23 protein-coding genes and 3 tRNA genes are annotated in these 25,276 nt (G+C 66.6%); 6 read left to right on the top strand and 20 right to left on the bottom strand.

Going from position 1 to position 25,276, the window contains the following annotated elements:
* Nucleotides 1–56: 56 nt before the first annotated feature.
* A complete protein-coding gene (locus QRN34_RS01915; RefSeq protein WP_285401476.1) occupies nt 57–662 on the bottom strand; it encodes a YdbL family protein in 606 nt (201 codons plus the stop codon).
* 30 nt (nt 663–692) lie between these two features.
* A complete protein-coding gene (locus tag QRN34_RS01910; protein ID WP_285401475.1) occupies nt 693–2,714 on the bottom strand; it encodes a hypothetical protein in 2,022 nt (673 codons plus the stop codon).
* 45 nt (nt 2,715–2,759) lie between these two features.
* On the opposite strand from QRN34_RS01910, the gene QRN34_RS01905 reads away from it, so the two are divergent.
* The gene (locus QRN34_RS01905; RefSeq protein WP_285401474.1) at nt 2,760–3,509 is read left to right on the top strand and encodes a response regulator; all 750 of its coding nucleotides are present in this window, start codon (nt 2,760–2,762) and stop codon (nt 3,507–3,509) included.
* On the opposite strand, the gene recO is transcribed toward QRN34_RS01905, so the two are convergent.
* From recO to rpoE, 9 genes are all read right to left on the bottom strand, one after another.
* Nucleotides 3,506–4,198, bottom strand: coding sequence for a DNA repair protein RecO (recO, locus tag QRN34_RS01900; protein WP_285401473.1), 693 nt, complete (start codon nt 4,196–4,198; stop codon nt 3,506–3,508). The genes QRN34_RS01905 and recO overlap by 4 nt on opposite strands.
* 21 nt (nt 4,199–4,219) lie before the next feature.
* Nucleotides 4,220–5,152 carry a GTPase Era gene (era, locus tag QRN34_RS01895; RefSeq protein WP_285401472.1) on the bottom strand — a complete coding sequence of 311 codons (933 nt, stop codon included), beginning with the start codon at nt 5,150–5,152 and terminating at the stop codon, nt 4,220–4,222.
* Nucleotides 5,142–5,801: a ribonuclease III gene (rnc, locus tag QRN34_RS01890; RefSeq protein WP_285401471.1), complete on the bottom strand. Its 660-nt coding sequence runs from the start codon at nt 5,799–5,801 to the stop codon at nt 5,142–5,144. The genes era and rnc overlap by 11 nt, the downstream gene beginning before the upstream one ends.
* A 9-nt stretch (nt 5,802–5,810) precedes the next feature.
* Nucleotides 5,811–6,188 (bottom strand): DUF4845 domain-containing protein, encoded by a 378-nt coding sequence (locus QRN34_RS01885; RefSeq protein WP_285401470.1) that lies wholly within the window; start codon nt 6,186–6,188, stop codon nt 5,811–5,813.
* A 140-nt stretch (nt 6,189–6,328) separates the two neighbouring features.
* A complete protein-coding gene (gene lepB / locus QRN34_RS01880; protein ID WP_285401469.1) occupies nt 6,329–7,231 on the bottom strand; it encodes a signal peptidase I in 903 nt (300 codons plus the stop codon).
* Between the two features lie 95 nt (nt 7,232–7,326).
* Complete coding sequence (gene lepA, locus QRN34_RS01875; RefSeq protein WP_036140848.1) at nt 7,327–9,120, bottom strand: translation elongation factor 4; 1,794 nt, start codon at nt 9,118–9,120, stop codon at nt 7,327–7,329.
* 133 nt (nt 9,121–9,253) lie between these two features.
* Nucleotides 9,254–10,702 (bottom strand): Do family serine endopeptidase, encoded by a 1,449-nt coding sequence (locus QRN34_RS01870; protein ID WP_285401468.1) that lies wholly within the window; start codon nt 10,700–10,702, stop codon nt 9,254–9,256.
* Between the two features lie 112 nt (nt 10,703–10,814).
* Nucleotides 10,815–11,456, bottom strand: coding sequence for a sigma-E factor negative regulatory protein (locus tag QRN34_RS01865; RefSeq protein ID WP_285401467.1), 642 nt, complete (start codon nt 11,454–11,456; stop codon nt 10,815–10,817).
* Nucleotides 11,453–12,049 (bottom strand): RNA polymerase sigma factor RpoE, encoded by a 597-nt coding sequence (gene rpoE / locus QRN34_RS01860; RefSeq protein ID WP_036140845.1) that lies wholly within the window; start codon nt 12,047–12,049, stop codon nt 11,453–11,455. Before rpoE ends, QRN34_RS01865 begins: the two co-directional genes overlap by 4 nt.
* A gap of 236 nt (nt 12,050–12,285) precedes the next feature.
* Here rpoE and QRN34_RS01855 point away from each other — a divergent pair, with 236 nt between their 5' ends.
* Nucleotides 12,286–12,654, top strand: coding sequence for a DUF427 domain-containing protein (locus QRN34_RS01855; RefSeq protein WP_285401466.1), 369 nt, complete (start codon nt 12,286–12,288; stop codon nt 12,652–12,654).
* A gap of 8 nt (nt 12,655–12,662) precedes the next feature.
* On the opposite strand, the gene QRN34_RS01850 is transcribed toward QRN34_RS01855, so the two are convergent.
* Both QRN34_RS01850 and QRN34_RS01845 read right to left on the bottom strand, forming a co-directional pair.
* On the bottom strand, nt 12,663–15,200 hold the full coding sequence (locus QRN34_RS01850; RefSeq protein WP_285401465.1) for a bifunctional diguanylate cyclase/phosphodiesterase: 2,538 nt from the start codon (nt 15,198–15,200) through the stop codon (nt 12,663–12,665).
* 4 nt (nt 15,201–15,204) lie between these two features.
* Entirely contained in the window at nt 15,205–15,687 is a 483-nt protein-coding gene (locus QRN34_RS01845) for a hypothetical protein (RefSeq protein ID WP_285401464.1), read from the bottom strand.
* 128 nt (nt 15,688–15,815) lie between these two features.
* Here QRN34_RS01845 and QRN34_RS01840 point away from each other — a divergent pair, with 128 nt between their 5' ends.
* On the top strand, nt 15,816–17,873 hold the full coding sequence (locus tag QRN34_RS01840) for a 3-hydroxyacyl-CoA dehydrogenase NAD-binding domain-containing protein (protein WP_285401463.1): 2,058 nt from the start codon (nt 15,816–15,818) through the stop codon (nt 17,871–17,873).
* 33 nt (nt 17,874–17,906) lie between these two features.
* Here QRN34_RS01840 and QRN34_RS01835 read toward each other — a convergent pair whose 3' ends face one another.
* From QRN34_RS01835 to QRN34_RS01815, 5 genes are all read right to left on the bottom strand, one after another.
* Complete coding sequence (locus QRN34_RS01835; RefSeq protein WP_285401462.1) at nt 17,907–18,653, bottom strand: DUF2058 family protein; 747 nt, start codon at nt 18,651–18,653, stop codon at nt 17,907–17,909.
* A gap of 23 nt (nt 18,654–18,676) precedes the next feature.
* Entirely contained in the window at nt 18,677–18,892 is a 216-nt protein-coding gene (locus QRN34_RS01830; protein ID WP_036144230.1) for a SlyX family protein, read from the bottom strand.
* The gene (locus QRN34_RS01825; RefSeq protein WP_285401461.1) at nt 18,885–20,234 is read right to left on the bottom strand and encodes a UDP-glucose/GDP-mannose dehydrogenase family protein; all 1,350 of its coding nucleotides are present in this window, start codon (nt 20,232–20,234) and stop codon (nt 18,885–18,887) included. The genes QRN34_RS01830 and QRN34_RS01825 overlap by 8 nt, the downstream gene beginning before the upstream one ends.
* A gap of 114 nt (nt 20,235–20,348) precedes the next feature.
* Nucleotides 20,349–21,125: an FKBP-type peptidyl-prolyl cis-trans isomerase gene (locus QRN34_RS01820; RefSeq protein WP_036140839.1), complete on the bottom strand. Its 777-nt coding sequence runs from the start codon at nt 21,123–21,125 to the stop codon at nt 20,349–20,351.
* A 165-nt stretch (nt 21,126–21,290) separates the two neighbouring features.
* Nucleotides 21,291–23,051: a cation:proton antiporter gene (locus QRN34_RS01815; protein ID WP_285401460.1), complete on the bottom strand. Its 1,761-nt coding sequence runs from the start codon at nt 23,049–23,051 to the stop codon at nt 21,291–21,293.
* Between the two features lie 205 nt (nt 23,052–23,256).
* Here QRN34_RS01815 and QRN34_RS01810 point away from each other — a divergent pair.
* From QRN34_RS01810 to QRN34_RS01800, 3 genes are all read left to right on the top strand, one after another.
* Nucleotides 23,257–23,332 (top strand) — tRNA-Ala (locus tag QRN34_RS01810).
* A gap of 11 nt (nt 23,333–23,343) precedes the next feature.
* Nucleotides 23,344–23,419, top strand: a tRNA-Glu gene (locus tag QRN34_RS01805).
* Between the two features lie 70 nt (nt 23,420–23,489).
* A tRNA-Asp gene (locus QRN34_RS01800) sits at nt 23,490–23,566 on the top strand.
* 258 nt (nt 23,567–23,824) lie between these two features.
* Here QRN34_RS01800 and QRN34_RS01795 read toward each other — a convergent pair.
* A complete protein-coding gene (locus tag QRN34_RS01795) occupies nt 23,825–24,298 on the bottom strand; it encodes a DUF1249 domain-containing protein (RefSeq protein WP_285401459.1) in 474 nt (157 codons plus the stop codon).
* Nucleotides 24,299–24,330: 32 nt separating this feature from the next.
* Nucleotides 24,331–25,146 (bottom strand): pyruvate, water dikinase regulatory protein, encoded by an 816-nt coding sequence (locus QRN34_RS01790; RefSeq protein WP_285401458.1) that lies wholly within the window; start codon nt 25,144–25,146, stop codon nt 24,331–24,333.
* Between the last annotated feature and the right edge of the window lie 130 nt (nt 25,147–25,276).

Raw genomic sequence — 25,276 nt, 5'->3', positions numbered from 1 at the left:
GGCCCGGGCTGGCTGGGAGGACGCCCGCGCGATGGCGGGCGTTCCTGGCGGGTGCCTTACTTGCGCTTCCAGGCACCGGAGGCATCGCGATAATACCAGCCCGGCGGCGCGCGCTGGACCCAGCCGTCCGCGAACGCCTTGCGGATCTGCGGCTCCCATTCCGGGTGACCGTTGGCCTTGGCGACGGCGGCATACAGGGCATCGCGGTCGCTGTTTTCCTGGTCGACCAGGCCGTTGGCCTGCGAGCGCTGGTCCAGAGGCAACGCGCCGGCATCGCGCACGGCGACCAGGCCGTTGGCCGTGAAGCCCACCGCGCCGCTGTCGAACAACGCCTTCAGCTGGCCGCCGAAGCGGCTGGTCATGCGCAGCCGGATGGCGTCCGTTTCGGGGGTGCGTACCTGGATATCCGGCGACTCCGCCGCCTGCGCGGAGGGGATCATCAGATCCAGCAACGAGGCCGACGGCTGCTTGCCCGGGACGGCCGTCTGGGGTTTTTCCTTTGTGCCGGCGGGCTTGGCGACGCCACTGTCGTCGAGCACCGTGCCGATGAACTGGTCGGCCGCCTTCTGCGCGGCGGCTTCCGGAAAATAGACGTTGATGGTGACGCAGCCGACCAGGGCGACGGCAGTGGCGGCCATGAGGGCGATGAACGATTTACGCATGGTTTTTCCTTGTGGGGGCGGCTTGCCCGCTCAACGGACCACCGGGCCATCGCCCTGGGTGGCGGCTTGCAGGCGGCGCACCAGGGTGGGCCAGTCGACCTCACGCTGGTGACCGACCACGGTCAGGCGGGGCAACCCGCTACCTTCGACGATAGTGTAGCCATCCTTCGCGGCGCCCAGTCCACCCATGGCGCATACATCGCCGCGCAGGCGACACGACAGCCCGATGCGCTTGTAGCCGAACGTCTTGAAGATCTTCAGCACCGTGCCTTGCAGGCCCGCGGCGATGCCGCCCCCGCCGACGGAGGTAAGGTTGTTCACCGCCTTCTGGCTGATCCGGCCGCCACCGCCCGCCAGCAGGCGGGCGTCGAACGCGGCGGGCTGCCAGGCGACGAGGCGCAGGTTGTCGATACCGCCGTCCAAGCGGCCGGTGATGCTGCCGAAGTCGAAGACCGAGGTCATCAGGCCCAGGTCCAGTTGCCGCAGCGAGAGCGTACCGGTGAGGATCGGCGCCACGCCGAAGGGCTGCGCGAGGCTCATGCCGGTGATGTCGACGAAACCGTCGAACACGTTCAGCGACAGGCCGCCAGCCATTTCCACACGGTCGTCCACGTAGCGCAGTGACGGCACCGCGCCGCCCAGCGTGCCCTTGAATTCCGGCCAGCCCAGCGCGCGACAGAACGCAGCCATGTCGATCTGCGTGAGCACCAGCGAGGTCTGCAGGCGGTCGCCCGCGGTGGCCGCCGGCTTCCACGCCAGCCGCTGCACGCGCAGCTGGCCGTCCAGGACGGGTATGACCAGCGGTGCCAGCAGGCCCAGCGTGCCGCCGGTGCTGCGGAGTGCCGCCTCCGCGGCGCCATTCGGAATCCGCTGCATCTGCAAGGCACGCCAGCCGAGCTTCGTGGCGGGGCGATCCTCCGTGGAACTCCAGTCGATCGCACCATGCAGCCCCTGCACCCCGAAGCGCCCTTCGCCGTTGGCGATATCCAGCCCCGTGGTCTGCAACGCGAAGGCCTCGGGGCCTTTCGTACCCATCGTGAGGTGCCCCGTGACATCGCCCTTGGCATCGAGCGCATCGACGCCAAAGCTGCGAGCCAGGCCTTTACCGTAGCGTGCGTAGGCGGCGGGGAAGCGTGCATCGAAACGGTCCAGCCGCAGCGAGGCGAGACTGCCGTCGGCCGCGAGGCCTACCTCACCTTCCAGTTGCAGGGCATCGGGATCGGTCAGCCGCAGCCGCCGGATCGCCATGGCGCCCTTCTGCGCCCGTGCGGAAAACGACACTTGCACCGGGTGGGAGGGAAGAGCGACATACAAAGGGCCCAGCAGCAGCGAGCCGCCGCGCAGTGCGGCGTCGAGTTCGATGACGGTCGCCTCCGCCTGGCTGTCCACACCGAGCCGCCCGCTGCCCGACACCGTTTCACCGGCCAGCGCACCGCCCGGGCTGTCGAAGCCCACGCCGGCCAGCGCGAACTGGCCGCCGGCCTGCACGCCGCCGGGAAGCAGGTCGAGCGCCAGGTCGGCATCCACCCGACCGGTGGTCGTGCGACCGGACCACACCGTCGAGAGCAGCCCCTGCAGCCAACCGGCCGGCAGGTCCTTGAGGGTGATCTGCGCATGGCTGGTCTGGTCCATCGGCATCGCCACGCGGGCCAGCGAGGCATCCTGGCGCACGGTCAGCTCCAGCGTGTTGGCGGCGGTGTCGGCCACCATGCGCACGGTGGCCCGCGGCCAGGGGTCGCCCGCCGCACCGCGCATACGCAGGTTGCCCGCGAACGTCCAGCGACCGGGCTCGTCGCGGGCAAGCGTGCCGTCCAGGTCCAGCGTGGCCTTGTGCCAGCCCATGGCGGCCAGGTCGACCCGTTGCACCGTCAAGGCGACGCCCACGCCGTCGCCCGCCGCGGTCAGGTCGGCATGCAATCCATCCAGCGCCACACCCGGCAACGACACGCCCTCCGCGTCCACGGACACGGCCGCCCGCACCCCGTCCGCGCCCACCAGGGCGACCAGGACGATGAACAGGAAGCTGAACGTGCGGGTTGATACCGGGAACATGCTCCGCCATTCTGACAAATCAAGATGAACGACACGGAACGTTGCATGATCGAGCAGTACCCGTCCGCCCCTTCCGCGCCGAAGCCACGGCATGTCCTGGTGGCCGACGACGACGAAGCCACCCGTGTGTTCCTGGCGCAGGCGCTCCGGTCGCTCGGCTATCGGGTCGAGGTCGCATCCGACGGTGACCGCGCCCTGGACCTCGCCAGGCGACAGCCGTTCGACGCGCTCCTGCTGGATTGCCGCATGCCGGGCGCCGGCGCCGAAGCCTTGCTGCCGGCGCTGCGCGCCGATCCTTCCGCCCGGTCGCGCGACGCCGTGGCCCTGGCCACCAGTGCCGAGATTCCCGCCCGGTTGCGCGCGGCCCTGCTGGCAGCCGGCTTCGCCGGCGTCATCGAAAAACCCTGCCAGCTCGCAGCACTCAGCCATGCGCTGGCCGCCACGCTCGGCATCGAGGGCGATCTGCAGGTGCTGGACGACGACGCCGGACGCGCGGCCAGTGGCGATGCCATCACCCTGCTGGCGCTCCGCCAGTTGCTGCGTGCGGAGCTGGTCGAGCTGGAGGCCGCGCTGGACGACCTGGCACGTCGTCCTACCGACCTGATCGACCGCTTGCATCGCCTGCGTTCCGCCTGCGGGTTCTGCGGTACCGCGCGCCTGGGTGCCCAGGCCAGGGCCTTGCAGAACCACGTGCTGGAAACCCGCACCGTCGTTCCGCCCGCCGCGATAGAGCGCTTCCGCTTCGAACTGAACGAGGCGCTGGCCGCCCTGCCCCGCGACACGCCCGCCGTTTAACGCAGCACGCGCCAGGCCTTCAGCTCGCCGCCGCCCAGGTGGAAGGAAATGATCTGGCGCATCATGCGGCGCAGCGAGGCCAGCCCCGCCACGTCGGGGGAACGGTCCGCGGCCAGCGCCAGCAGATCGGCGCCGCGAATGCCGCGGGCATCGCCCGCGCGTCCGGGGCGTACCCCCGACTCCGGATCGTAGAAGTAGGTGAGCGCCGGATCCAGCGGTTCACCGTCGATGGCGTCGATATCCAGCGGCAGCGCATAACCCAGCGCATCCAGCATGTCGCGCTCGAAGCGGCGCAGCGTCCACGCAAGGGCATCACCCGTCGCCATGCGGCGCAACGTGCGCTCGTAGTGCACGAACAGGGGCGGGTTAGGGTCCTGGCGGCCGGTCAGCCGCACCACCAGTTCGTTGAGATAGAGGCCGGCCATACCCGCGTCGCCCGTCAGGCGTTGCGGCGCGCCCACGTGCTCGGCCGTGCGCAGCGTGGCCAGTTCTCCCTTGAGGATGAGGTCGAGCTCCACCCGCTGGAACGGCTCCAGCTGCGCACGCTGCAATCTCGCGCCTTCCTTGCGCACCCCGCGGGCGACCACGCCCAGGCGGCCGTGGTCGCGGGTCAGGCACTCCACCAACAGGGATGTCTCCCGGTAGGGCCGGGCGTGCAGGACGAAGGCGGGCTGCTGTTCGACGCGCATGACGCGGTACGGCGCGCCGGCTTATTCGTAACCGAAGCGCTTGAGCAGGTTCTCGTCGTCCGCCCAGCCTTCGCGTACCTTCACCCACAGCTTGAGGAACACCTTGCGCTCGAACAGGTGCTCCATGCCCTTGCGTGCCGAGGTTCCGATCGCCTTGAGCTGGGCGCCGCCGTTGCCGATGACGATGGCTTTCTGGCCATCGCGCTCGACCCAGATCACCGCATGCACCTCGGCCACGCCATCCGGGCGGTCCTCGAACTGCTCGATCTCCACCGTGGTGGCGTAAGGCAGTTCCTGGTCCAGGCGAAGCATGAGCTGCTCGCGGACCATCTCCGCGGCAAGGAAACGCTCGCTGCGGTCGGTGATCTCGTCTTCGCCGTAGACGGCCGGCTGGACGGGCAGCCGCTTGAGGATGCCCTTTTCCAGGCCTTCCAGGCCCTTCGACTTCAGCGCGCTGACGTAATAGACGTCGTCGAACGGATGCTTGGCCATCAGGTCGGCCACGAACGGCAGCATCGCCGTCTTGTCCTTCTGCAGGTCCACCTTGTTGATGGCCAGCAGGCGCGTCATGCCCTCCTGCTCGGCGAGTGCCGCATACATCGCGGCATCCTCGTCGGTCCAGCGCCCGGCCTCGATCACCTGCACCGCAAGATCGACTTCGGTGATGGCGGCGCGCGCGGCACGGTTGATGCTGCGGTTCATCGCACGCTTGGCACCCCGGTGCAGGCCCGGTGTGTCGACGTAGAGGATCTGGCCCGCGGGCTTGGTCGAGATGCCCAGGATGCGGTGGCGGGTGGTCTGCGGACGATGGCTCACGATGCTCAGGCGCACGCCGATCATGGCGTTGAGCAACGTGGACTTGCCGACGTTGGGTCGGCCGGACAGGGCTACGTAACCGCAGCGGAAGTCGCCGTCGACGGGGGTGTCGTTCTCGGGGGTATCGTTATCGTTCATTCTTTTTTTCCAGCAATCGGCGCAGCACCGCTTCCGCGGCGTCCTGTTCGGCGGCGCGCCGGCTGCCGCCGCGCCCTTCCACGCGGATCGGTTCCGGTTCGTCGATGCAGCAGCTGACGTCGAAGGTCTTGGCGTGGTCTTCGCCGTAGCTGTCGGTGAGTTCGTAGACGGGCAGCGGTAAGCCCCTGCCCTGCAGCCACTCCTGCAGGCGCGTCTTGGCGTCCTTGCTGGAGCGTTTGAGTTCGGCCACGCGCGGCATGAAAAGCCGGCGCACGACCTGGCGACAGGCGTCGAAGCCGTCGTCCATGTAGACGGCGGCAATCAGCGCCTCGAAGGCGTCGGAGAGGATGGAATCACGGCGGAAACCGCCGCTCTTCAACTCGCCCGGACCCAGCTTGAGCACCTCGCCCAGCGCCAGCTCACGCGCGATCACGGCCAGTGCCTCGCCGTTGACCAGTTGCGCGCGCAGGCGGGAAAGCTCGCCCTCGCTGGCATTGGGGTGCACTTCGAACAGCAGCTCGGCAACGATCGCGCCCAGCAGGGCGTCACCGAGGAATTCCATCCGCTCGTTGTTCGGCTTGCCGACGCTCCGGTGGGTGAGCGCCAGCGCCGCGAGGGTCGGATTACGGAAGGAATGCGGGAACTGCACGAAACCTCATTATTGCCCGACGGCACTCTTGAACGGGACCGAATGGTCGAAATGCAACAGGAAGGAAATGTTGTAGAGGAACGGGATTTCCTTGTCGTAGTTCACGTGCAGCACCGCGCCGTTGTTGGCGCGTTCCACCGTCACGTCCTGCGGCTTGATCGTCGAATCGTCGACGTACTGGAAGCTCATCTTGAAGGCGAGCTGGCGGCGTGCCTCGCCGACGTCCTGGTTGCCACCCTCGGTCGACATCTGGTTCATGGCCTTCACCACGCCCATGTACTCGATGTACGACGGCACCAGCTTCATCGCCATGAATGCAAAGAAGCCCAGCACCGCCAGGAGGATGACGAAACCGATGAGGGTGATACCCGATTGCCTGGATTTCATGCGTGTGTTCCGCCGTGGCCGGCGGCTCCCCTGTTCAAGACCGTGAATGGCGACGGGGCGCGCACGGGCGCCCCGGAGCGGAGATTACCTTGTCCACGGCCATCCGCAACGTCCTGCCGCGCGACGGAGCCATGCCGCCGTCAATGGATGACCTTGCCCATCTTCGATAAGTCGAGGATACCGTTGCCCAGACCACGCCAGGCCATCCAGACGAAGAACGCCTTGCCCACCAGGTTTTCCTCGGGCATGCAGCCCCACCAGCGGCTGTCGGTGCTGTTCATGCGGTTGTCGCCCATGACGATGTAGCAGCCCTTGGGCACCTCCGACGGCACCATGGCATTGGGGATGTCCATCGGCACGTTGTAGGCCGGGGTCAGGGCGATCGTGTGGTTGATGCTGCCCAGGTGCTCCGTGTACAGGTGCGAACCGTAGGTCATCAGCATGCGGTCTTCCGGGCGATTCATGTTGCCCTTGAACGCGCCGAGATCGTCCGCGCCGACCCGCTCGCCATTGATGTAGAGCTCGCTACCGCGGGTCTCGATGCGGTCGCCCGGCAGGCCGATCACGCGCTTGATCCAGTTTTCGCCGGGCACCGGCGCGTGGGGATCGGCGCAGGAGACATCGCCGCTGCGGATGGTGCGGCCACTTTCGTCCCGGCACAGGTAACCGGGGAAACGGAAGACCACCACATCGCCACGACGCGGCTCGCCGTTTTCCAGCAGCTTGTTGTTGAACGCGGGCATGCGCAAGCCATAGGCGAACTTGTTCACCAGGATGAAATCGCCGACATCCAGCGTGGGCATCATCGAGCCGGAGGGAATCCGGAACGGCTCCGCCACGAACGAGCGCAGAAGCAGCACGACGAGGATCACCGGGAACAGCGACCGTGCCCAGTCGACCGGCCACGGCTCGGGTTGCTCGGTACCGGAGGCTTCGGCGCGCGCGCGCCGCGCCTTGGCGAGGAACAGCCAGTCGATCAGCCAGACCACGCCGAACAGCACCGTGAGGCCGAGGAGAATCGCCGAAAAATCGAATGACGCCATGCCAACTCCGTAAATCGTGTCGAGGGGCCCGGTGGCCCGTTCCGGCGCGTCCGGCGCCGGCTATCCGTGATGAAACGCCGTCGCAGCCGGTAAGGCTACTTGTTGTCCTGCCTGAGCACCGCCAGGAAGGCTTCCTGGGGGATTTCGACGCTGCCGACCTGCTTCATGCGCTTCTTGCCTTCCTTCTGTTTCTCGAGCAGTTTCTTCTTGCGCGAGACATCGCCGCCGTAGCACTTGGCCAGCACGTTCTTGCGCAACGCCTTGACCGTGGACCGCGCGATCACCGCCGCACCGATCGCCGCCTGAATGGCCACGTCGAACTGCTGCCGGGGGATCAGGTCCTTCATCCGCTCCACCAGTTCCCGCCCGCGGCGGTCGGCGTGCGAACGATGCACGATGAGGCTGAGCGCGTCCACGCGATCGCCGTTGATGAGCACGTCCACGCGCACGAACGGGCCCGCGTCGAAACGCTCCAGCTGATAGTCCATCGAGGCATAGCCGCGGGATACCGACTTCAGGCGATCGAAGAAGTCCAGGACCACTTCGGCCAGCGGCAGCTCGTAGGTGACCTGCACCTGCGTCGCCAGGTACTGGATGGTGCGCTGCACGCCGCGTTTTTCCTCGCACAGCTTGATGACGTTGCCGACGTACTCACCGGGGGTGAGGATATTGGCGACGATGATCGGCTCGCGGATCTCGACGATCTGCTGCGGCGGCGGCAACTTGGCCGGGTTATCCATCGCCAGGATGGTGCCGTCGGTCTTGGCCACCTCGTACACCACGGTGGGCGCGGTGGTGATCAGGTTGAGGTCGTACTCGCGCTCCAGGCGCTCCTGCACGATCTCCATGTGCAGCATGCCGAGGAAGCCGCAGCGGAAGCCGAAGCCCATCGCCTCCGAGCTTTCCGGCTCGAAGAACATGGCGGCATCGTTCAGGCGCAGCTTGTCCAGGGCCTCGCGCAGGGCCGGGTAGTCGTCGGCGGACACGGGGAACAGGCCCGCGAACACGCGCGGCTGCATGGTCTGGAAGCCGGGAAGCGGCTCGCTGGCCGGCTTGCCCGCCAGCGTCAGCGTATCGCCCACAGGGGCGCCGTGGACATCCTTGATCGACGCGTTGATCCAGCCGACTTCGCCGGCGCAGAGTTTTTCGAGCTTCTTGCGCTTGGGCGTGAACACGCCTACGTCGTCGACCAGGTGGGTGCGACCGGTGGACATGACCAGGATCTTGTCGCCCGGCTTGATCTCGCCTTGCATCACGCGGACCAGCGAGACCACGCCGAGGTAGTTGTCGAACCAGGAATCGATGATCAGCGCCTGGAGCTTGTCCGTATTGCCCGGCTTCGGCGCCGGAATACGGTGGATGATGGCCTCGAGCACCTCGATCACGTTCTGCCCGGTCTTGGCGCTGACCGCGATGGCGTCGCTGGCGTCGATGCCGATCACCGCCTCGATCTCGGCCTTGGCCTTTTCAGGATCGGCCGTGGGCAGGTCGATCTTGTTGAGCACGGGAATGACTTCCAGCCCCTGTTCGATCGCCGTGTAGCAATTGGCGACCGACTGCGCCTCCACCCCCTGCGCGGCGTCGACCACCAGCAGCGCGCCTTCGCACGCGGACAGCGAGCGGCTGACTTCGTAGGAGAAGTCGACGTGGCCGGGCGTGTCGATGAAGTTCAGCTGGTAGGTCTTGCCGTCGCGCGCCGTGTACGGCAACGACACGGACTGGGCCTTGATCGTGATGCCGCGCTCGCGCTCGATCGGGTTGTTGTCGAGGACCTGCGCTTCCATTTCGCGCTCGGACAAGCCTCCGCACAACTGGATGATGCGGTCGGCCAACGTCGACTTGCCATGGTCGATGTGGGCAATGATGGAGAAGTTGCGGATGAGTTCCATGGAGCGCCGTGGTCACGTTCACCATCGCTCGCGGCGCGAACGACGCGCAGCGGCCCTGGGGGCCGGTGCGAATCCGGCATTATCGCATGGAAGGCCACCCGCCGCCGATCGGCGACGGGTGGCCGGCGCGCGATCAGCGATCCTGGGGCACCGTGATGCCCATGAAACGCGTGGTGTCGTCACGGCGAACCAGCAGCATGGCCGTGTCGCCCGGCTTGATGCCCTGGGTAGCCTCACGGAACGCCGCGACCGAACCGACCCTTTTCTGGTTGACCATGAGCACGATGTCGCCTGCCTGCAGCCCCGCCCCGGCGGCCGCGCGACCGGTGACGCGGCTGACCACCACGCCCTCGCCGGCCTTCAGGCCCAGCTCGGTGCGCGAGGAGGCATCGATGTCCTGCACCGCCAGGCCCAGCGCCGCGGCCGAGCCGCTCGCGGATTGGCCCGCATCGCCGGCCTGGGCCAGCGCGTTCTTGTCGCGCGGCAGTTCGCCGACCTTGACCTCGACCGCCTGCTTCTTGTGATCGCGGAGGATCTCGACCTTCGCGATGGAACCCGGACGGATGATGCCCACCAGCGGCGGCAGGTCCGCCGACTGCGTGACGGGCGTGCCGTTGAACGAGAGGATGACATCGCCCTGCCGGATGCCGGCCTTGTCCGCGCCACTGCCCGGGGTGACCTGGGCGACCAGGGCACCGTTGGCGTCCGGCAGGTCGAGGTTTTTCACGAAGGGGTCCACCGGCTGTACGGTGACGCCGAGCATGCCGCGGGACACGTAGCCCTTGTCCTTGATCTGCTGCACGACGTTCATCGCCACGTCGATCGGGATCGAAAAGGACAGGCCCTGGTAGCCACCCGAAGTGGAGTAGATCTGCGAATTGATGCCGATGACCTGGCCCTGCAGGTTGAACAGCGGACCGCCCGAATTGCCGCGGTTGATCGGCACGTCGGTCTGGATGAACGAGGTGTAGGGCTGGTCGCCGCTACCCAGGTTGCGCCCGACCGCGCTGATGATGCCGTGGGTGACCGTGGCATCCAGCCCGAAAGGCGAGCCGATGGCCAGGGCCCACTGGCCGCGCCGCACGCTGCGGGAATCGCCGATGGTCACGGTGGGCAAGGCGCTGCCGTCGATCTTGAGCAGGGCGATATCGTATTGGGGGTCCTTGCCGACCACTTTCGCCGTGAAGGTGCGGCGGTCCTGGAGGCGGATCTTGACCTCGTCGGCGTCGTCGACCACGTGGTCGTTGGTGAGCACATAGCCGTCGGGGGAGATGATGAAGCCCGAGCCCAGCGAGGTCTGGTCGGGCGATGGCGCCGGCATGCCCGGTGGCATGCCCGGTGGCATGCCCGGCATGCCGAAGAAGCGCCGCAGGAGTTCCTGCTGGTCGTCCTGACCGCCGCTGTCGGGCCCGCTCCGCCCCTTGCTCCTGGATGAACCGTTGGTCTTCGCTTCGACATGGACGACCGCCGGGGCGTTCTTTTCCACGATGCCGGTGAAGTCCGGGAGCGATTGGGCCTGCGCTGCCGCGCCGGCCATCACGAGTGCGCCGCCCAGGAGCGCGCGTACCTGCCAGAAAGCCATCTTTTCCTCCTTTTTCCAGCCACGACTGCCCGTGCGGCGATGGCACCGCCGGGGATCAACAGAAGGGAAAGCGCCCGCCGGGGACGGCGGCGGGCGCGAATACGACCGCGGCTCAGCGAGCCTGCGGGACGGACACCGGCTGCGCATAGCGGCTGCCGTCCGGACGGGTCAGCAGCAGGTAGCCGTTGCCCTCGGGATTTTCCGACGCCCGGGCGCGGTGGATCTGGTACGGCATGAAACGCGGCAGGTACGCGGTGCCGGCTTCGCTCGAACCATCGAACGCCGCCTTCTGCGTGAACTGAGACGCATCGTTGCCCGACAGCCACTGGGGTGCGACGGGAGCGGCGGCAGCGGCGGGAACATCCGCCACGGTAGTGCCTTGCATGGCCGGGGCCTGTTGGGCCACGTCGGTCGCCGTGGAGTGGCGACCCGCCGGCTGTGACAGCATCAGCGCGGCGACAGCGACGCTAGCGGCGATGGCGCCACCCGCGGACCAATGCAGCCAGCGACGTCGCGGTGCCGCCGAGACGACCACGGACTCCGCGTCGATCGCCGCCATGACACGACTGGCGAAATCCGGCGACGCCGCCAGGTGGGCTTCGCCGCGCAAGCGATCACGCACCGTGTGATAACGCGACCATGCGCCCGCCAGGCTAGCGTCGGCCTCGACGCGGCGCAGCAAGAAGCGCATTTCCTCCCGTGACAACTCCCCGTCCATGCCGGCGGAGAGAATTTCGCGATTGGTTTCGCTCATGGGGTGTGATCCTCGCGGTCGGATAGCAACGGCCGCAGTTTTTCGTCAATGGCTTCGCGAGCCCTGAAAATACGCGAGCGGACGGTCCCGATGGGGCAGTCCATGAGAACGGCGATTTCATCGTAACTCTTGCCGTCCACCTCGCGAAGGGTGATCGCGACCCGAAGTTCCTCGGGCAAGGCTTGGACAGTGGAAAAGACCGTTTGTTCCACCTGTTCCCGCATCAGCTCGCGCTCGGGCGTAGCGCTTTCGTGCATGCGCGTCGCCCCGGGCACGTAGACAGCGTCTTCCACGTCGATGTCGCCCGTCGGGGGCCGACGCCCCATGGCGACGAGGTGGTTCTTTGCCGTATTGACCGCGATCTTGTAAAGCCATGTATAGAAAGCGCTTTCGCCGCGGAACGAGGCCAAAGCCCGCCAGGCGCGCACAAAGGCTTCCTGCGCGATGTCCTCGCACTCCGTACGGTCGTGGACGTATCGCGAGATGAGCGCGATGACCTTGTGCTGGTACTTGCGGACAAGCAAGTCGAACGCGCGGCGGTCACCCTGCTGCACGCGCTCGACAAGTGCTTGATCCAGTTCGTTTTCGCCCATCCGGGCCGTCTCCTTAACTCATTCGGGGCCAGTCGCGGGCGCAGCTGAGACAAGCGCCGCGCGGGCAAGTTCACTTACGGGCCAGGCCCAGCCGGTGGGAATATGCCCACCAATGGCTGAACGGCACGTTGGACAGAGACCCCGATAACCATCGCCGGCCGCCATGATCATCGGCACCAACATTTTGGCGGTCCATGCCGCCGGCTTCGGCATCCGTCATCACTCGAGAGGTTCACATGCAAGGTGGCAAGCAACCGGGACCGCATCATCCCATCACCGTGGAACCAGCCGCGCAGCGAGTGATCGTCCGGGCGGGCGGCGCGGTGCTGGCCGATAGTCGTAACGCTCTGCTGCTTCGCGAGGGCAGCCTGCCGCCGGTTTTCTACATTCCGCGCGACGAGGTGGCGATGCAGGAACTCATGACCAGCAGGACCCGAACCCATTGCCCTTTCAAGGGCGATGCGAGTTATTTCAGCAGGAAGGACCACAAAGAAGACATCGCGTGGTCGTATGAAGACCCGTTCGACCACGTACTGGCGATCAAGGGGCATCTCGCCTTCTATGCCGGGCGCGTCGACGATATAGAGACATACCCCCGGGATTGATTCGTGCACTACGCCCGAAAAGCGGGCCGATCCTGGGTGCCGTCGCCGACCAGGCGCTCACGCTCGCCCAGTAGCTTGTCGAAGCTGGCGGCCGGCAGCGGGCGGCAGAACAGATAGCCCTGCAGTTCCTCGCAGCCGTTGCTGCGCAGGAACTGCAGGTGCTGTTCGATCTCCACGCCCTCGGCGACTACCGCCCGCTTCAGCTGGTGGGCCACGTCGATCGTGGCCTTGACGATGGCTTCGTCGTCGGGATCGACCCCGATGTTCCGCACAAAACTCTGGTCGATCTTGATCCGGTCTGCCGGCAGCCGGCGCAAGTAGTCCAGTGAGGCGGCACCGGTACCGAAATCGTCGATGGCGATCTGGCAACCCAGGGCATGCAGGGCATCGAGAGTCTCGACGAGCCGGGGCACCGTTTTGACGCTGATGCTTTCGGTGACCTCGAGCTCGAGCAGCTCGGGCGGCAAGCCGCTGTCGTGCAGCGCGGACGCCACCACGCCGGCCAGGTCGGGCTGCATCAGCTGCACCGCCGACAGGTTGACGCCCAGCCGCAGCCGCAGGCCGAACCGGTCCTCCCAGGCCTTCGCCTGGATGCATGCGGTACGCAGCACCCATTCGCCGAGCGGCACGATCAGGCCACTGGCCTCGGCCAGGGGAATGAAGAACGCCGGGCTGATCATCCCCAGCTCGGGGTGCTCCCAGCGGACCAGGGCCTCCATGCCGACGATATCCTCGCTGGCCGCCGCCACCTGCGGCTGGTAGAAGACGCGCAGCTCGTCGTTGCGCACGGCGTGGCGCAAGCGCGCCTTCAGTTCGGCGCTCTGCTGCTGCGCCGCGCCGGTGTCGGTGGCGTACAACTGATAATTGTTGCGACCCAGGCTCTTGGCGCCGTACATCGCCTCGTCGGCATGGCGCAGCAGCGGTTCACCCTGGGTGGCGTCGTCGGGAAAGAACGCGATGCCGACCGAGACGGTGACCTGCAGCTCCGAACCGTCGTCCAGTGCCAGCGGCACCTCCATGGCCTGCACCACTTTCTCGGCGATGCGCAGCACGTCGTCGCGCTTGATGATGTGACGCAGGATCAGCGTGAACTCATCGCCCGCGAAGCGGGCGACCGTATCGGAAGCACGCACGCTGGCGCGTAACCTGCGTGCCACGGCGTTGAGCACCTGGTCGCCCACGGCATGGCCGAGGGACTCGTTGATGCCCTTGAACCGGTCCAGGTCGACCAGGAGGATGGCGAACAACTCGCCCGTACGCTCCGCTTCGCGAATGGTGGTGTCGAGGCGATCGTTGAACAGCAAACGGTTGGGTAACCCGGTCAGCGCGTCGATCAGGCCACGCACGCGGCCCTGCTCACGTGCCCGGCGCAACTCCAGCGCCGCAGCGAAACGTGCCGTCGCCGCACGCAACGCCAGCGCCAGCACGCGACCGTCGCTGGCGAGGCGCCGCCGCCCGGCCAGCATCGCGCCGATCACGTTGCGACGTTCGTCCAGCAGCGGCAGCCATGCGAAAGACGCCAGCCCGAGCGATTCGATCAGCGGATCGCCCAGCGGGACATCGTCGCTTTCGGCCAGTCGCAACAGCGGCGTACCGCCAAGGCATGTACGGAGCAAGGGCAGGTCGTCGGGCGAGGGCCAGTCCACAGGCGCCATGCCGTTGTAAAGATGCGTAAGCAACTCGGGCCCCGACTCGCTTTCAGGCAGCGCCGACCACAAGGCCAACGCGTCCAGGTCGAGCGCATCGGCAAGCATCGCGGCCGCTTCACCCATGCCCTCGTCGTCGCTGGGGCAACCCTCGAGCACGGCCAGGAGGGCAAGCGCCCGGGAGGCCGTGTCGGTGGCGCGCATGTCGCGAAAAGCCACCGCGATGCGATGCTCGCCACCGTCGTTACGATGACGCACGTCGATTTCGCCGACGATCTCCACACCGTCGCGCCGGCGCAGCGTACACGCCATGGCATCCCCATCGGGCAGCGGCCAGGAAGCCTCGTGGACGGGATGGAACAGTTCGGCCAGCAGGCGGCCCTGCACCGGGCCGTCGCCCTCGCACAGCCGCTCCATCGCGTCACCGGTTTCGAGGATGCATCCCTGCGGACTGGACGCCACCACCCACGCTGCACCGGCATCGAAGGCGAAACGGTAGTCACGGTGCGGCGCGACCGGCACGGCAGGACCCGACGACACGGCCTGCCGCACGCGCTGGGCCAGTTCGGTACCTATCGCGCTCTCGCGGAGCCAGTCGACGCCTCCCGCGGGGGCGATGCCAGGGAGGTCGTCCACCACGTACACGGCGGGCAGCGATGCGTACTCCCCGCAGGCACGCAGGATGCGCAGGCCCCGGGCGATGTCCGGATCGCCGTCGGCACCCACCACCACGACGTGCAGCGGCGGTGCGTCTTCGAGCAGCGCCTCCAGTTGCGTGGCGTCGCGTGCACTCAGCAGGACGAAATCGCCGTCCAGGTCCAGGGCATCGAAAACGGCACGGCGAACGTCGCGACGCGGCGTGAAGATGAGGATGCCGAGCGGGTTGGGCACGTTGGACACGGGCTCAGACGATCCAGCGGCCGTCACGCAGCCGCGGCGCGGCGGCCGGTGCCCGCCATTCCGCGTCCACCTGGACCACGTCGTCCTCGAACGTGGCCAGCAGGCTGGCGCTGGCCCCCATCAGCACCACGCGGCGCACGTGCCCGGTGGCCGTGCGGGCCAGTTGCCGCAAAAGCGCACCGTCGGTGGCACTGGGCGGACCCGACGGCATGTCCAGCAGGTACACGCCGAAATGCAGGCTTTGCAAGATGTACCGAAGGGTGTCGCCCAGGCGCACGCAGCCAGGCACGCGCATCTGCGCGTCGCGCAGGCTCACCAGGCCTTCCGCGTGTCGCCAGAGGTAGACGGCCTGGCCCGTGCGCCGCGCCACCAGGCGGAACTGGTCGACCAGCATCGCGGGGTCGGACGACTGTAGGGCAACCAGGGGGCCGGGCGACGCCAGGATGCGGTCGAAGACGTCGGTACCTGCCTGGGTGTCGGGTGCCATGGGGCGTCGCTGCGAGAGGATGCGGGCAGTATCGTGGTAACACCGGGGGTGGCGCCAGCGGATATCTCGCATTCGACGCGACGGAACGGTAAGGTGATGCGCTTACTCGCCAGCGCACGACTTTCCCCATGTTCGAAGGACTCCGATTCAAACACTGGACCACCCAGGCAGGCGACGACGGCATCGTCGTCCTCACGCTGGATCGCGCCGGCTCCAGCGCCAACGCGCTGTCGCGCGAGGTGCTCGACGAACTGGACCGTCTCGTCGAACGCCTGGCCATCGAGGCACCGCGCGGCGTGGTGATCCACTCGGCCAAGCCGTCGGGTTTCGCGGTGGGTGCCGATATCCGCGAGTTCGTCGAATACGCCCATGCCGGCTCGGTCCTGGAAAACATCGAAAACGGCCAGCGCATCTTCGAAAACCTGGCCCGGCTTCCCTGCCCCACCGTGGCCGCCATCCACGGCGCCTGCATGGGTGGCGGCACTGAACTGGCCCTGGCCTGCCGCCTGCGCATCGCCGCGGACGACGACACCACGAAGATCGGCCTGCCCGAGGTCATGCTCGGCATCCATCCGGGCTGGGGCGGTTCGGCGCGGCTGCCGCGACTGATCGGTGCGCCGGACGCCCTTCCGGCCATGCTCACGGGCAAGCCGTTCAACGCGCGACGTGCCCGCGCCGTCGGTCTCGTCGACCGCCTGGCGCGCCCGGAGGCATTGCTGGCCGAAGCCATACAGCTGGCACGGCGCCCCTCGTCGCGTCCCTTCGCGCTGCGGGCCAAGGCCTGGGCCACCAACACCGTTCTGGCACGGGCCATCCTCGCGCCGATGGTCCGCAAGCAGACCGCCGCCAAGGTGCGCAGGGAGCACTACCCCGCCCCCTTCGCGCTGATCGACGTGTGGGCACGCGGCGGCGCCGGTATCCAGCAGCGGCTGAAGCTCGAGGCGAAATCGGTGGCGAAGCTGGCCACGACGCCCACCGCGCGCAACCTGATCCGCATCTTCTTCCTGCAGGAACGCCTGAAGGGGTTGGGCGGCGGCATCGAGCACGGCATCCGGCATGTGCACGTCGTCGGCGCGGGCACCATGGGCGGTGACATCGCCGCATGGTCCGCACTGAAAGGCTTCGACGTCACGCTACAGGATCGCGAGCTGCGCTTCGTCGAGCCAGCGCTGCAACGCGCACGGTCGCTCTTCGAGAAGAAGCTCAGGGCACCGGCGAAGGTCGATGCCGCCGTCGCGCGGCTGCGTGCGGACGTGGAAGGCCACGGGGTCGCGCAGGCGGACCTCGCCATCGAGGCGATCTTCGAAAACGCCGATGCCAAGCACGCGCTTTACGCGACGATCGAACCCCAGTTCACCGCCGAGCAGATCCTGGCCAGCAACACGTCGTCCATTCCGCTGGACGAACTGCGCCAGGGCCTGGCGGCACCGCGGCGCTTCCTCGGCCTGCATTTCTTCAATCCCGTTGCGCAGATGCCGCTGGTGGAGGTCGTTCGTCACGACGCACTGGACCCGGCCATCGAAAAACGCGCCCTCGCCTTCTGCAAGGCGCTGGGCAAGCTGCCGGTGCCGGTCAAGGGCACCCCGGGCTTCCTGGTCAACCGCATCCTCATGCCCTACCTGATGGAAGCGATGCGCCTGTACAACGAGGGCGTGCCCGGCCCGGTGCTGGATCGCGAGGCGAAGAAGTTCGGCATGCCGATGGGCCCGATCGAACTGGCCGACACGGTCGGTCTCGACGTCTGCGCCTCCGTCGGCAAGGAACTCGCGCCCTTCCTGGGCCTGGCTATCCCGCCCGGACTCGACGAGAAACTCGCCGCGAACAAGCGCGGCAAGAAGGACGGTGAAGGTCTCTACGTCTGGAAGGACGGCAAGCCGGACAAACCCGAAGTCGATCCCGACTACGTACCACCGACTGACATCCAGGACCGGATGATCCTGCCGATGGTGAACGAGGCCGTCGCATGCCTTGCCGAAGGTGTCGTGGACGACGCCGATCTCCTGGATGCGGGCGTCATCTTCGGCACCGGCTTCGCGCCGTTCCGTGGCGGCCCCATCCAGTACCTCCGCACGGAGGGCGTCGTCGCCATCGGCGAGCGGCTGGCCCGCCTGGAACAGAAGCACGGCGCACGCTTCGCGAAGAAGGAAGGCTGGGACAACCCCGCGCTGGCCATGCCGCCAGCGTGACCTGACGTCACGCCGGCGCAGGCAGCCGGCGTGTCACCACATCAGGTCGTCGGGAACGCCGTCGTCGGCCGCGGGAGCATCCGGGTCGACCATGAGCGCAATGAACTCCGGCGCGAGCGCACGCAGTTCATCGATCACCGCCTTGTCGACGATGAGGTAACGCCCGCCCTGCTGTACCACGCCCAGTTCGCCGGCGTTGAGCGCCGCCAGCTGGGCCGTGTCCACATAGACGCGACGAATCTTCTCGCCATACGGGAAATGCCTGACCTGGTCCGCGTCGGCCAGGTTCTTCGCCTTGCCCTTCAGGAGCTCCTCGACCTTGCGCTTCTTTTCCTTGCGCAGCCGGGCCACCTCGGCGGCCTCGGCCTCGGCACGGCGACGCTCGGTCGCTTCGGCCTGCGCACGGATGGCGTAAGCCTTGGCCAGGTCCATCTCGCCATCGGTGCGTGCGGGCTTGGCTGCCTGCGGCGGCCGGCCACCGCCACCACCCTGGGGGCGAGCGCCACCGGAGCCGCGACGGCCGTCCTGAGCGCGATTACCGCCGCCTCCGGGACCACCGCTTCCGGCCCGGGCACCGCCACTGCCAGCCGGCCGCTCGCCCTGCGGCCGACCGCCCTGGCCCGACGAGGGCTTGCCGCCGTGACGCGGATTACGGCCCGCATAAGGCTGGCCGCTGCCCCCCGCCTGTTTCGGTGGCGACGGCGCGGCGGTCCTTTTCTCTTCGCGGACCTCCTTGACGAGGCCGCTTTTCAACAACTGGTCGCGCAGGGACTCTGCCATGATCGGTAAGACTCGTTCGGGTGTCAGTAATGCGGAGGCGGCGGTTCGTTCGCCGGGTCGCTGCCGATGCCGGCGCGCATGTTGATCAGGTCGGAACGCAGGTCACGCACGGCACGCTCCAGCCGGTCAAGGCGCCGCGCGATTTCCGTATCGGCCGACGACAGCCCGTTGACGGTGTCGTCGATGAAGGAAAGACGCACCTCGAGCTCGGTCAGGCGGTCGTCGACGGGTTCAGTCATGCGCATGTCCCGCCAGGCTACGGCCGCGGCCGATACCGTAATAGGCGATGCCGGCTTCCTCGACCTGCGCGGGGTCGTACAGGTTGCGCCCGTCGAAGATCACCGGCGTGCCCAGCATCGACTTGATCCGGGAGAAATCCGGGGCGCGGAAGGCCTTCCACTCGGTGACGATGACCAGCGCGTCCGCGCCCTGCAACGCATCGAAGGGCCGCTCCACGAGCACGAGGTCGTCGCGTTCGCCGTAGATGCGCCGTGTTTCGTCCGCGGCCTCCGGATCGAACGCACGTACGCTTGCACCGGCATCCCACAGCAATTCCATCAGGCGGCGGCTGGGTGCCTCGCGCATGTCGTCGGTATTGGGCTTGAAGGCCAGGCCCCAGACAGCGACGGTCAGGCCCGTGAGCTTGCCGTCGAAGTGCTTCGACAGCAGCGCGAACAGGCGCGACTTCTGCGCGTCGTTCACCGCCTCGACTGCATCGAGCAGGCGCGCGTCGTAGCCCACGCCGTGCGCCGTGCGCGCCAGCGCCTGCACGTCTTTCGGAAAACACGAGCCGCCGTAGCCCGCACCGGGATAGATGAAGTGATAGCCGATGCGCGGATCGGCGCCGATGCCCTGGCGAACCAGTTCGACATCGGCACCCACGTGCTCGGCGATGTTGGCGATTTCGTTCATGAAGCTGATCTTGGTGGCCAGCATCGCGTTGGCCGCGTACTTGGTCAGCTCGGCCGAGCGTTCGTCCATCACCACCATGCGGTCGTGGTTGCGGTTGAACGGCGCGTACAGCTTGCGCAGCACCGCGACGGCACGCTCACTGGACGCACCGACCACGATACGGTCCGGACGCATGCAGTCCTCGACCGCATCGCCTTCCTTGAGGAATTCGGGGTTGGACACGACGTCGAACGGCACGTCCACGCCGCGCGCCTGCAACCGCGCGGCGATCGCGGCACGCACGCGGTCCGCCGTGCCCACGGGCACCGTCGACTTGTTGACCACCACGGTGTAACGGTCGATATGGTCGCCGATGGTATTGGCCACGGCCACGACATATTTGAGATCGGCGCTGCCATCCTCGTCGGGCGGCGTGCCGACCGCGATGAAGACGACCTGGCCGTGATCGATACCCGGCGCGGCGTCGGTGGTGAAATCCAGCCGGCCATCCGCGTGATTGCGGATCACCATGGGGTCGAGGCCGGGCTCGTAGATCGGGATGTCGCCCGACTTCAGCCGCGCGACCTTGGTCGCATCCACGTCGACGCAGACGACATGGTTACCCATTTCCGCAAGGCAGGTGCCGGTGACGAGGCCGACGTAGCCGGTTCCGAAGATCGTGACTTTCATGCGACTCCCAGGGTGGCTCCGGCAAGCAATCTAACGGCCGATTGTAACGGGGGCGCACGAAAAAGGGCGCGGATTGCTCCGCGCCCTTTCTTTTTCACCGATGGAACCGGGGGCTTACTTGCCGCCCGGCGCCGGACCGGCGCCCGGACCCTGACCCGCGGGGGTCGGACCGGTCTTGAGCAGCTCGACGTCGAAGATGATGGTCGCATTCGGCGGGAAGCCGTTTTCCGGCTTGGCGCCGTAAGCGATATTCGACGGGATGAACAGCTTGTACTTGCCGCCGGTCTGCATCAGCTGCAGGCCTTCGCGGAAGCCCGGGATGACCGCGGCGAGCGGGATCTGGGCCGGACCGGCCGGCTGGTGATCGGCAGAGGAATCGAACTTCTCGCCGTTCACGAACGTGCCGGTGTAGTTGATGGTGACGGTGTCGTTCGGACCCGGACGCTGACCGGTGCCGGCCTGGACGACCTGGTACTGCAGGCCCGAGGCCGTGACCTTCACGCCGGAAGCCGACTTGTTCTTGGCCAGGAAAGCATCGCCCTCGGACTTGTTCTGGGCGGCGACCTTGTTGTACTCGGCCTCGGCCTTGACCTTCAGCTGGGACACGAAGGCTTCACGAACCGACTTGGCTTCCGCTTCCGACATGGTCGGCTTTTGGCCGGACAGGGCGGCCTGGAGTGCCTTGGCTACCGTGGCGGCATCCACTTCCTTCGCGACGAGCGGCGGCAGCGAGCTGGCAAGGTCCCAACCCACGACGTAGCTGGCCTTCTGCTTATCGACCGGTGCCCCGGAGGCAGCCGGCTTGGCGGCCTGGGCGGATGCGCCCGCAGCCGTACCCAGCGCAACCGCCAGGGCGACGGCCGTCATCGTGGGACGCAAAAAGTGCTTCATTGAATACTCCCTCTCTTGGAAAGATTCGGCGACGCCGCCGGTGTACACCTCCTTGTGGAGGCAGAATCGCCATTGTGCGGTGGTTCGCGTCCTGCTTGCAATGACGGGTCGAAAGACAAGGTTTCACATGGAAAGTTCAGAAACCTTTCAAAAATCGTGACCGGCTCATTCGTGAGGGTCCGCCCCGGGCTTGTCCAGGGTATCGCGCAGGGCCGCCTGGAGTCGGGCGTGCACCTGTACCAGCACCCGCCACATCAGCCAGGCCAGCCCGATCCCGACCAGGATCAGCAGGCCCGCCACCTCGCGCGGAGGCAGGATCGTGGACGCCAGCGCCGCCACCAGCAGTCCCATCACCAGCATCGCCATGAGGGGCACGATCCTCGCCAGCACGGCACGAATCCGGTAGGTGCCACTGCCGAAACGGTCCGGCACCGACAACTCCGCCAGCAGCATGCCCAGGGCTTCCGCTTTGCGGTAGGTGGCCACGATCATCGGCAGTGAGACCAGCGCGGCCATCGACCAGGCCAGGCTGCGCCGGACCGTCGCATCGCCGCTGAGGATGTCCAGGTGGAGGAACCCGCGGCGATACGCGAAGGCCGTGGCAATGAACACCGCCACCACCAGCGCCGTGTTGATGACCACGTGCCAGACGAGCCGGCGGATCATCTTCATCACGATGGCGCCCTGCCCCTGCAGCCCCAGGTTGCCCATCCATTCGGTATAGGCGCCGAACACGCCCGTCACGCGCACGGGCAAGACGCGGGAGAGGACGTTGGCCAGGGGGTCCGACGAGCGGATGAGATAGGGCGTGAGGAAGGTGGTGATGGCGGAGACCGCCACCGCCACGGGATAAAGGAAATTACTGGTGACCTTCAGGGTCAGGCCGAGCGAGGCGATGACGAAAGAGAATTCGCCGATCTGGGCCAGGCCCATGCCTACCCGCAACGAGGTGCGCCCGTCGTTGCCGGCCACGAAGCTGCCGAAACTGCACGTCACCACTTTGCCCACGACCACGGCGATGGTGACGATCGTGATCGGCCACGCATAGGCCGCCAGCAGGGCCGGATCGATCAGCATGCCGATGGCGACGAAGAAGATGGCGCTGAACATGTCGCGCACGGGCATGATGATCCGCTCGATGCGTGCCACGCTGTCCGACTCGGCCACGATGGCGCCGATCATGAAGGCACCCAGCGCCACGCTGTAGCCCATCTCGGTGACCAGCAGGCAGAAACCGAAGCAGATGCCCAGCACGGCCACCAGCAACACGTCGTTGCGACTGACGCGCGCGATGTAATCGACCACGCGCGGCACCAGCAGCAGGCCCACCACGAGCGATACGGCCATGAACAGGCCAAGCCGGCCGACCGCGGCGAACGCCTGCCCCGCCTCGACGCCGCCGGTGCTGGCGATACCGGTGAGCAACGCCATCAGCACGATGGCCAGCAGGTCTTCCACGATGAGGATGCCGAACATCAGCTGGGCGAAGCGCTCGCGCTTCAGGCCCAGGTCTTCCAGCGCCTTCATGATGATGGTGGTGGAGGAAATGGACAGCATCGCGCCGAGGAAAATCGAATCCATGGCCGACCAGCCGAAGAACCGGCCGATCTCGTAGCCGATCCATACCATCAGCACGATCTCGGAAAACGCGGCCACCAGCGCGGCACCGCCGACGGCGCGCAGCTTCTTCAGGCTGAACTCGAGCCCGAGCGCGAACAGCAGCAGGATCATGCCCAGTTCGGACAACGTACGGATGGTCTGCTCGTCGTGGATGAAGATGACCGGCAGCGTATGCGGACCGATCAGCAGGCCGGCGATGATGTATCCCAGCACCACCGGTTGGCGGAGGCGCTGGAAGATCACCGTGGTCAGCCCCGCGACGAGCATGACCGTGGCCAGGTCCTGGATGAAAACGATGCCGTGCATGCCTGTCCCTGTGATGTCGAACCTACAGGTTAACCCGTGCTTGCGCGACGCGACACGCGGCGAGCGAAACGACATGCGCTACGTGACACACGCAAGTGGCCGTCACGCCTCGTCATTCTCGTTTCGTGGAAAAAAAATTCAAAAAAAGTGTAACGAATGCTTGACGAACGGATGGGTCGGACGTAATCTTTGCGGCTTCCAGCAGGGGGCCATAGCTCAGCTGGGAGAGCGCCTGCATGGCATGCAGGAGGTCGCCGGTTCGATCCCGGCTGGCTCCACCAACTTCTAAGACGTCCCCATCGTCTAGAGGCCTAGGACATCACCCTTTCACGGTGGCGACCGGGGTTCGAATCCCCGTGGGGACGCCACTTTCTGGTCCGCCAGGAAGTGAATGGACGAGAAGTTGGTAGTTGTTGGAACGTGTTGGACGGTAAGTGTGGAGCGGTAGTTCAGTCGGTTAGAATGCTGGCCTGTCACGCCGGAGGTCGCGGGTTCGAGTCCCGTCCGCTCCGCCATTACTTCCAAAAGGAATCCGCCATCTGGCGGATTTTTTTTGCCTGGAATTTGGCCGGTCTCCCCATGTACCGGCATAGGCATGTAGGAGCGCACGCACGTGCGCGACATCTTTTCGCGACAATCGACGGTCTGGCGCGCCAGCTCCATCTATCGGCCTCAACACATGTCGCGCACATCGTGCGCTCCTACATGGGCGCTGGCGAGTTATGTCGGCATGCCAAGACACCGACATGTCGGCATGCCCAGGCCCCAGACCATCAGGGAACCGGGGTATCGATCCGCTGAAGCGTGCCGATCGAATGGCCCTGCTCGGCCAGGTACTCCAGCCAGCGGCTGAGGAAGCCGTTCATGCGCAGACGGTGCTGGAAGACCGAATGCGCAGGCGGAAACGGGCCCAGCACCTGCCACAGCTTGCGGCCCGGATGGCAATGCATGGCCTCGGCCACATGGGCATCGGTGTACATGCGCAGCTGTGCCGAGGGCGAGGGATGCCCGGTGGCCTCGTCGACGAAGTCGTAGGTGAGCTCGAGCTCGAGCGTGTACGGATGCTTTTCCTGGACGTCCAGCCGCACCATCAACCCATCATCCACGTCGGATACGTAACGCCCGGGCGCCAGCCGTTCCGGCGCGAACAGGCGCGCCAGCCGATGGTAGTTTTCCGCGTACAGGCCCATCAGGAACTCGAAGCGGCCCGGGATCAGCGCGGTGGGGCGTTCAATCACAGCGGTCATAAAGGATGGCGGTCTCCGTATCGTTTACTCGATCAGTACATGTGTCGTTCGATGCCGAGGTACTCGAAGATCTTGCTGGAAATCTCCTCGATCGATGTGTGCGTCGTGTTGAGGAAGGGGATGTTTTCCCGCCGCATCAGCCGGTCGGCCTGTTCGAGTTCCCAGCGGCACTGCTTCAACGTGGCGTAGCGGCTGCCGGGGCGGCGCTGCTCCCGGATCTGCGCCAGGCGCACCGGATCGATGGTGAGCCCGAAGAGGCGGCTGCGATAGGGGCGGAGGCGGACCGGCAGTTCCAGCTTGTCCAGGTCGTCGTCCGTGAGCGGATAGTTGGCGGCGCAGACCCCGTAATGCAAGGCCATGTACAGGCAGGTGGGGGTTTTTCCCGAGCGGGACACCCCCACCAGCACCACGTCCGACTGGTTGTAGTCGACGTCCAGGCCGTCGTCATGGGCCAGGGCGTAGTTGGTCGCCTCGATGCGTGCCTCGTACCGCTCGAAATCCACCAGGCCGTGCGACCGGTTGACCGCGCCCGACTGCTTGGCGCCCAGTTCGGCCTCCAGCGGCTCGATGAACGGCGCGAAGACATCCAGCATCAGGGCGCCGCTGCCGGCGACGATGTCGCACAGGGCCCGGGAGGTCATCGTGTTGACCACGATGGGACGGTGCCCGTCCTGGGCGTACTTGGTCTTGATCCGCAGCGAGGCCGCCTCGGCCTTCTGCGCGTTGTCGATGAACGGCAGCCGGTGGGTATCGAACTGCACCCCGTCGAACTGGGCCAGCATGCTGTTGCCGATGGTCTCGGCGGTGATACCGGTGGAATCGGAAATGAAGAAGACGGTGCGCCGCATCGAACGGTTTCCTTGGCTGGTTCCCGGCCCTCACCTTAAGACCAATACGTCCTCATAACCATCCACCCCGCAGAATCACTGCGCGTTTGGTGCATCGCGGCTTGTAAGCCGACCATACCACCGCGACAAT

Source organism: Luteibacter sp. ME-Dv--P-043b, from assembly GCF_030209605.1.
Taxonomy (GTDB): Bacteria; Pseudomonadota; Gammaproteobacteria; order Xanthomonadales; family Rhodanobacteraceae; genus Luteibacter.
The sequence above is the reverse complement of the archived record's forward strand: the minus strand, read 5'-3'. Positions and strand labels throughout refer to the sequence as shown.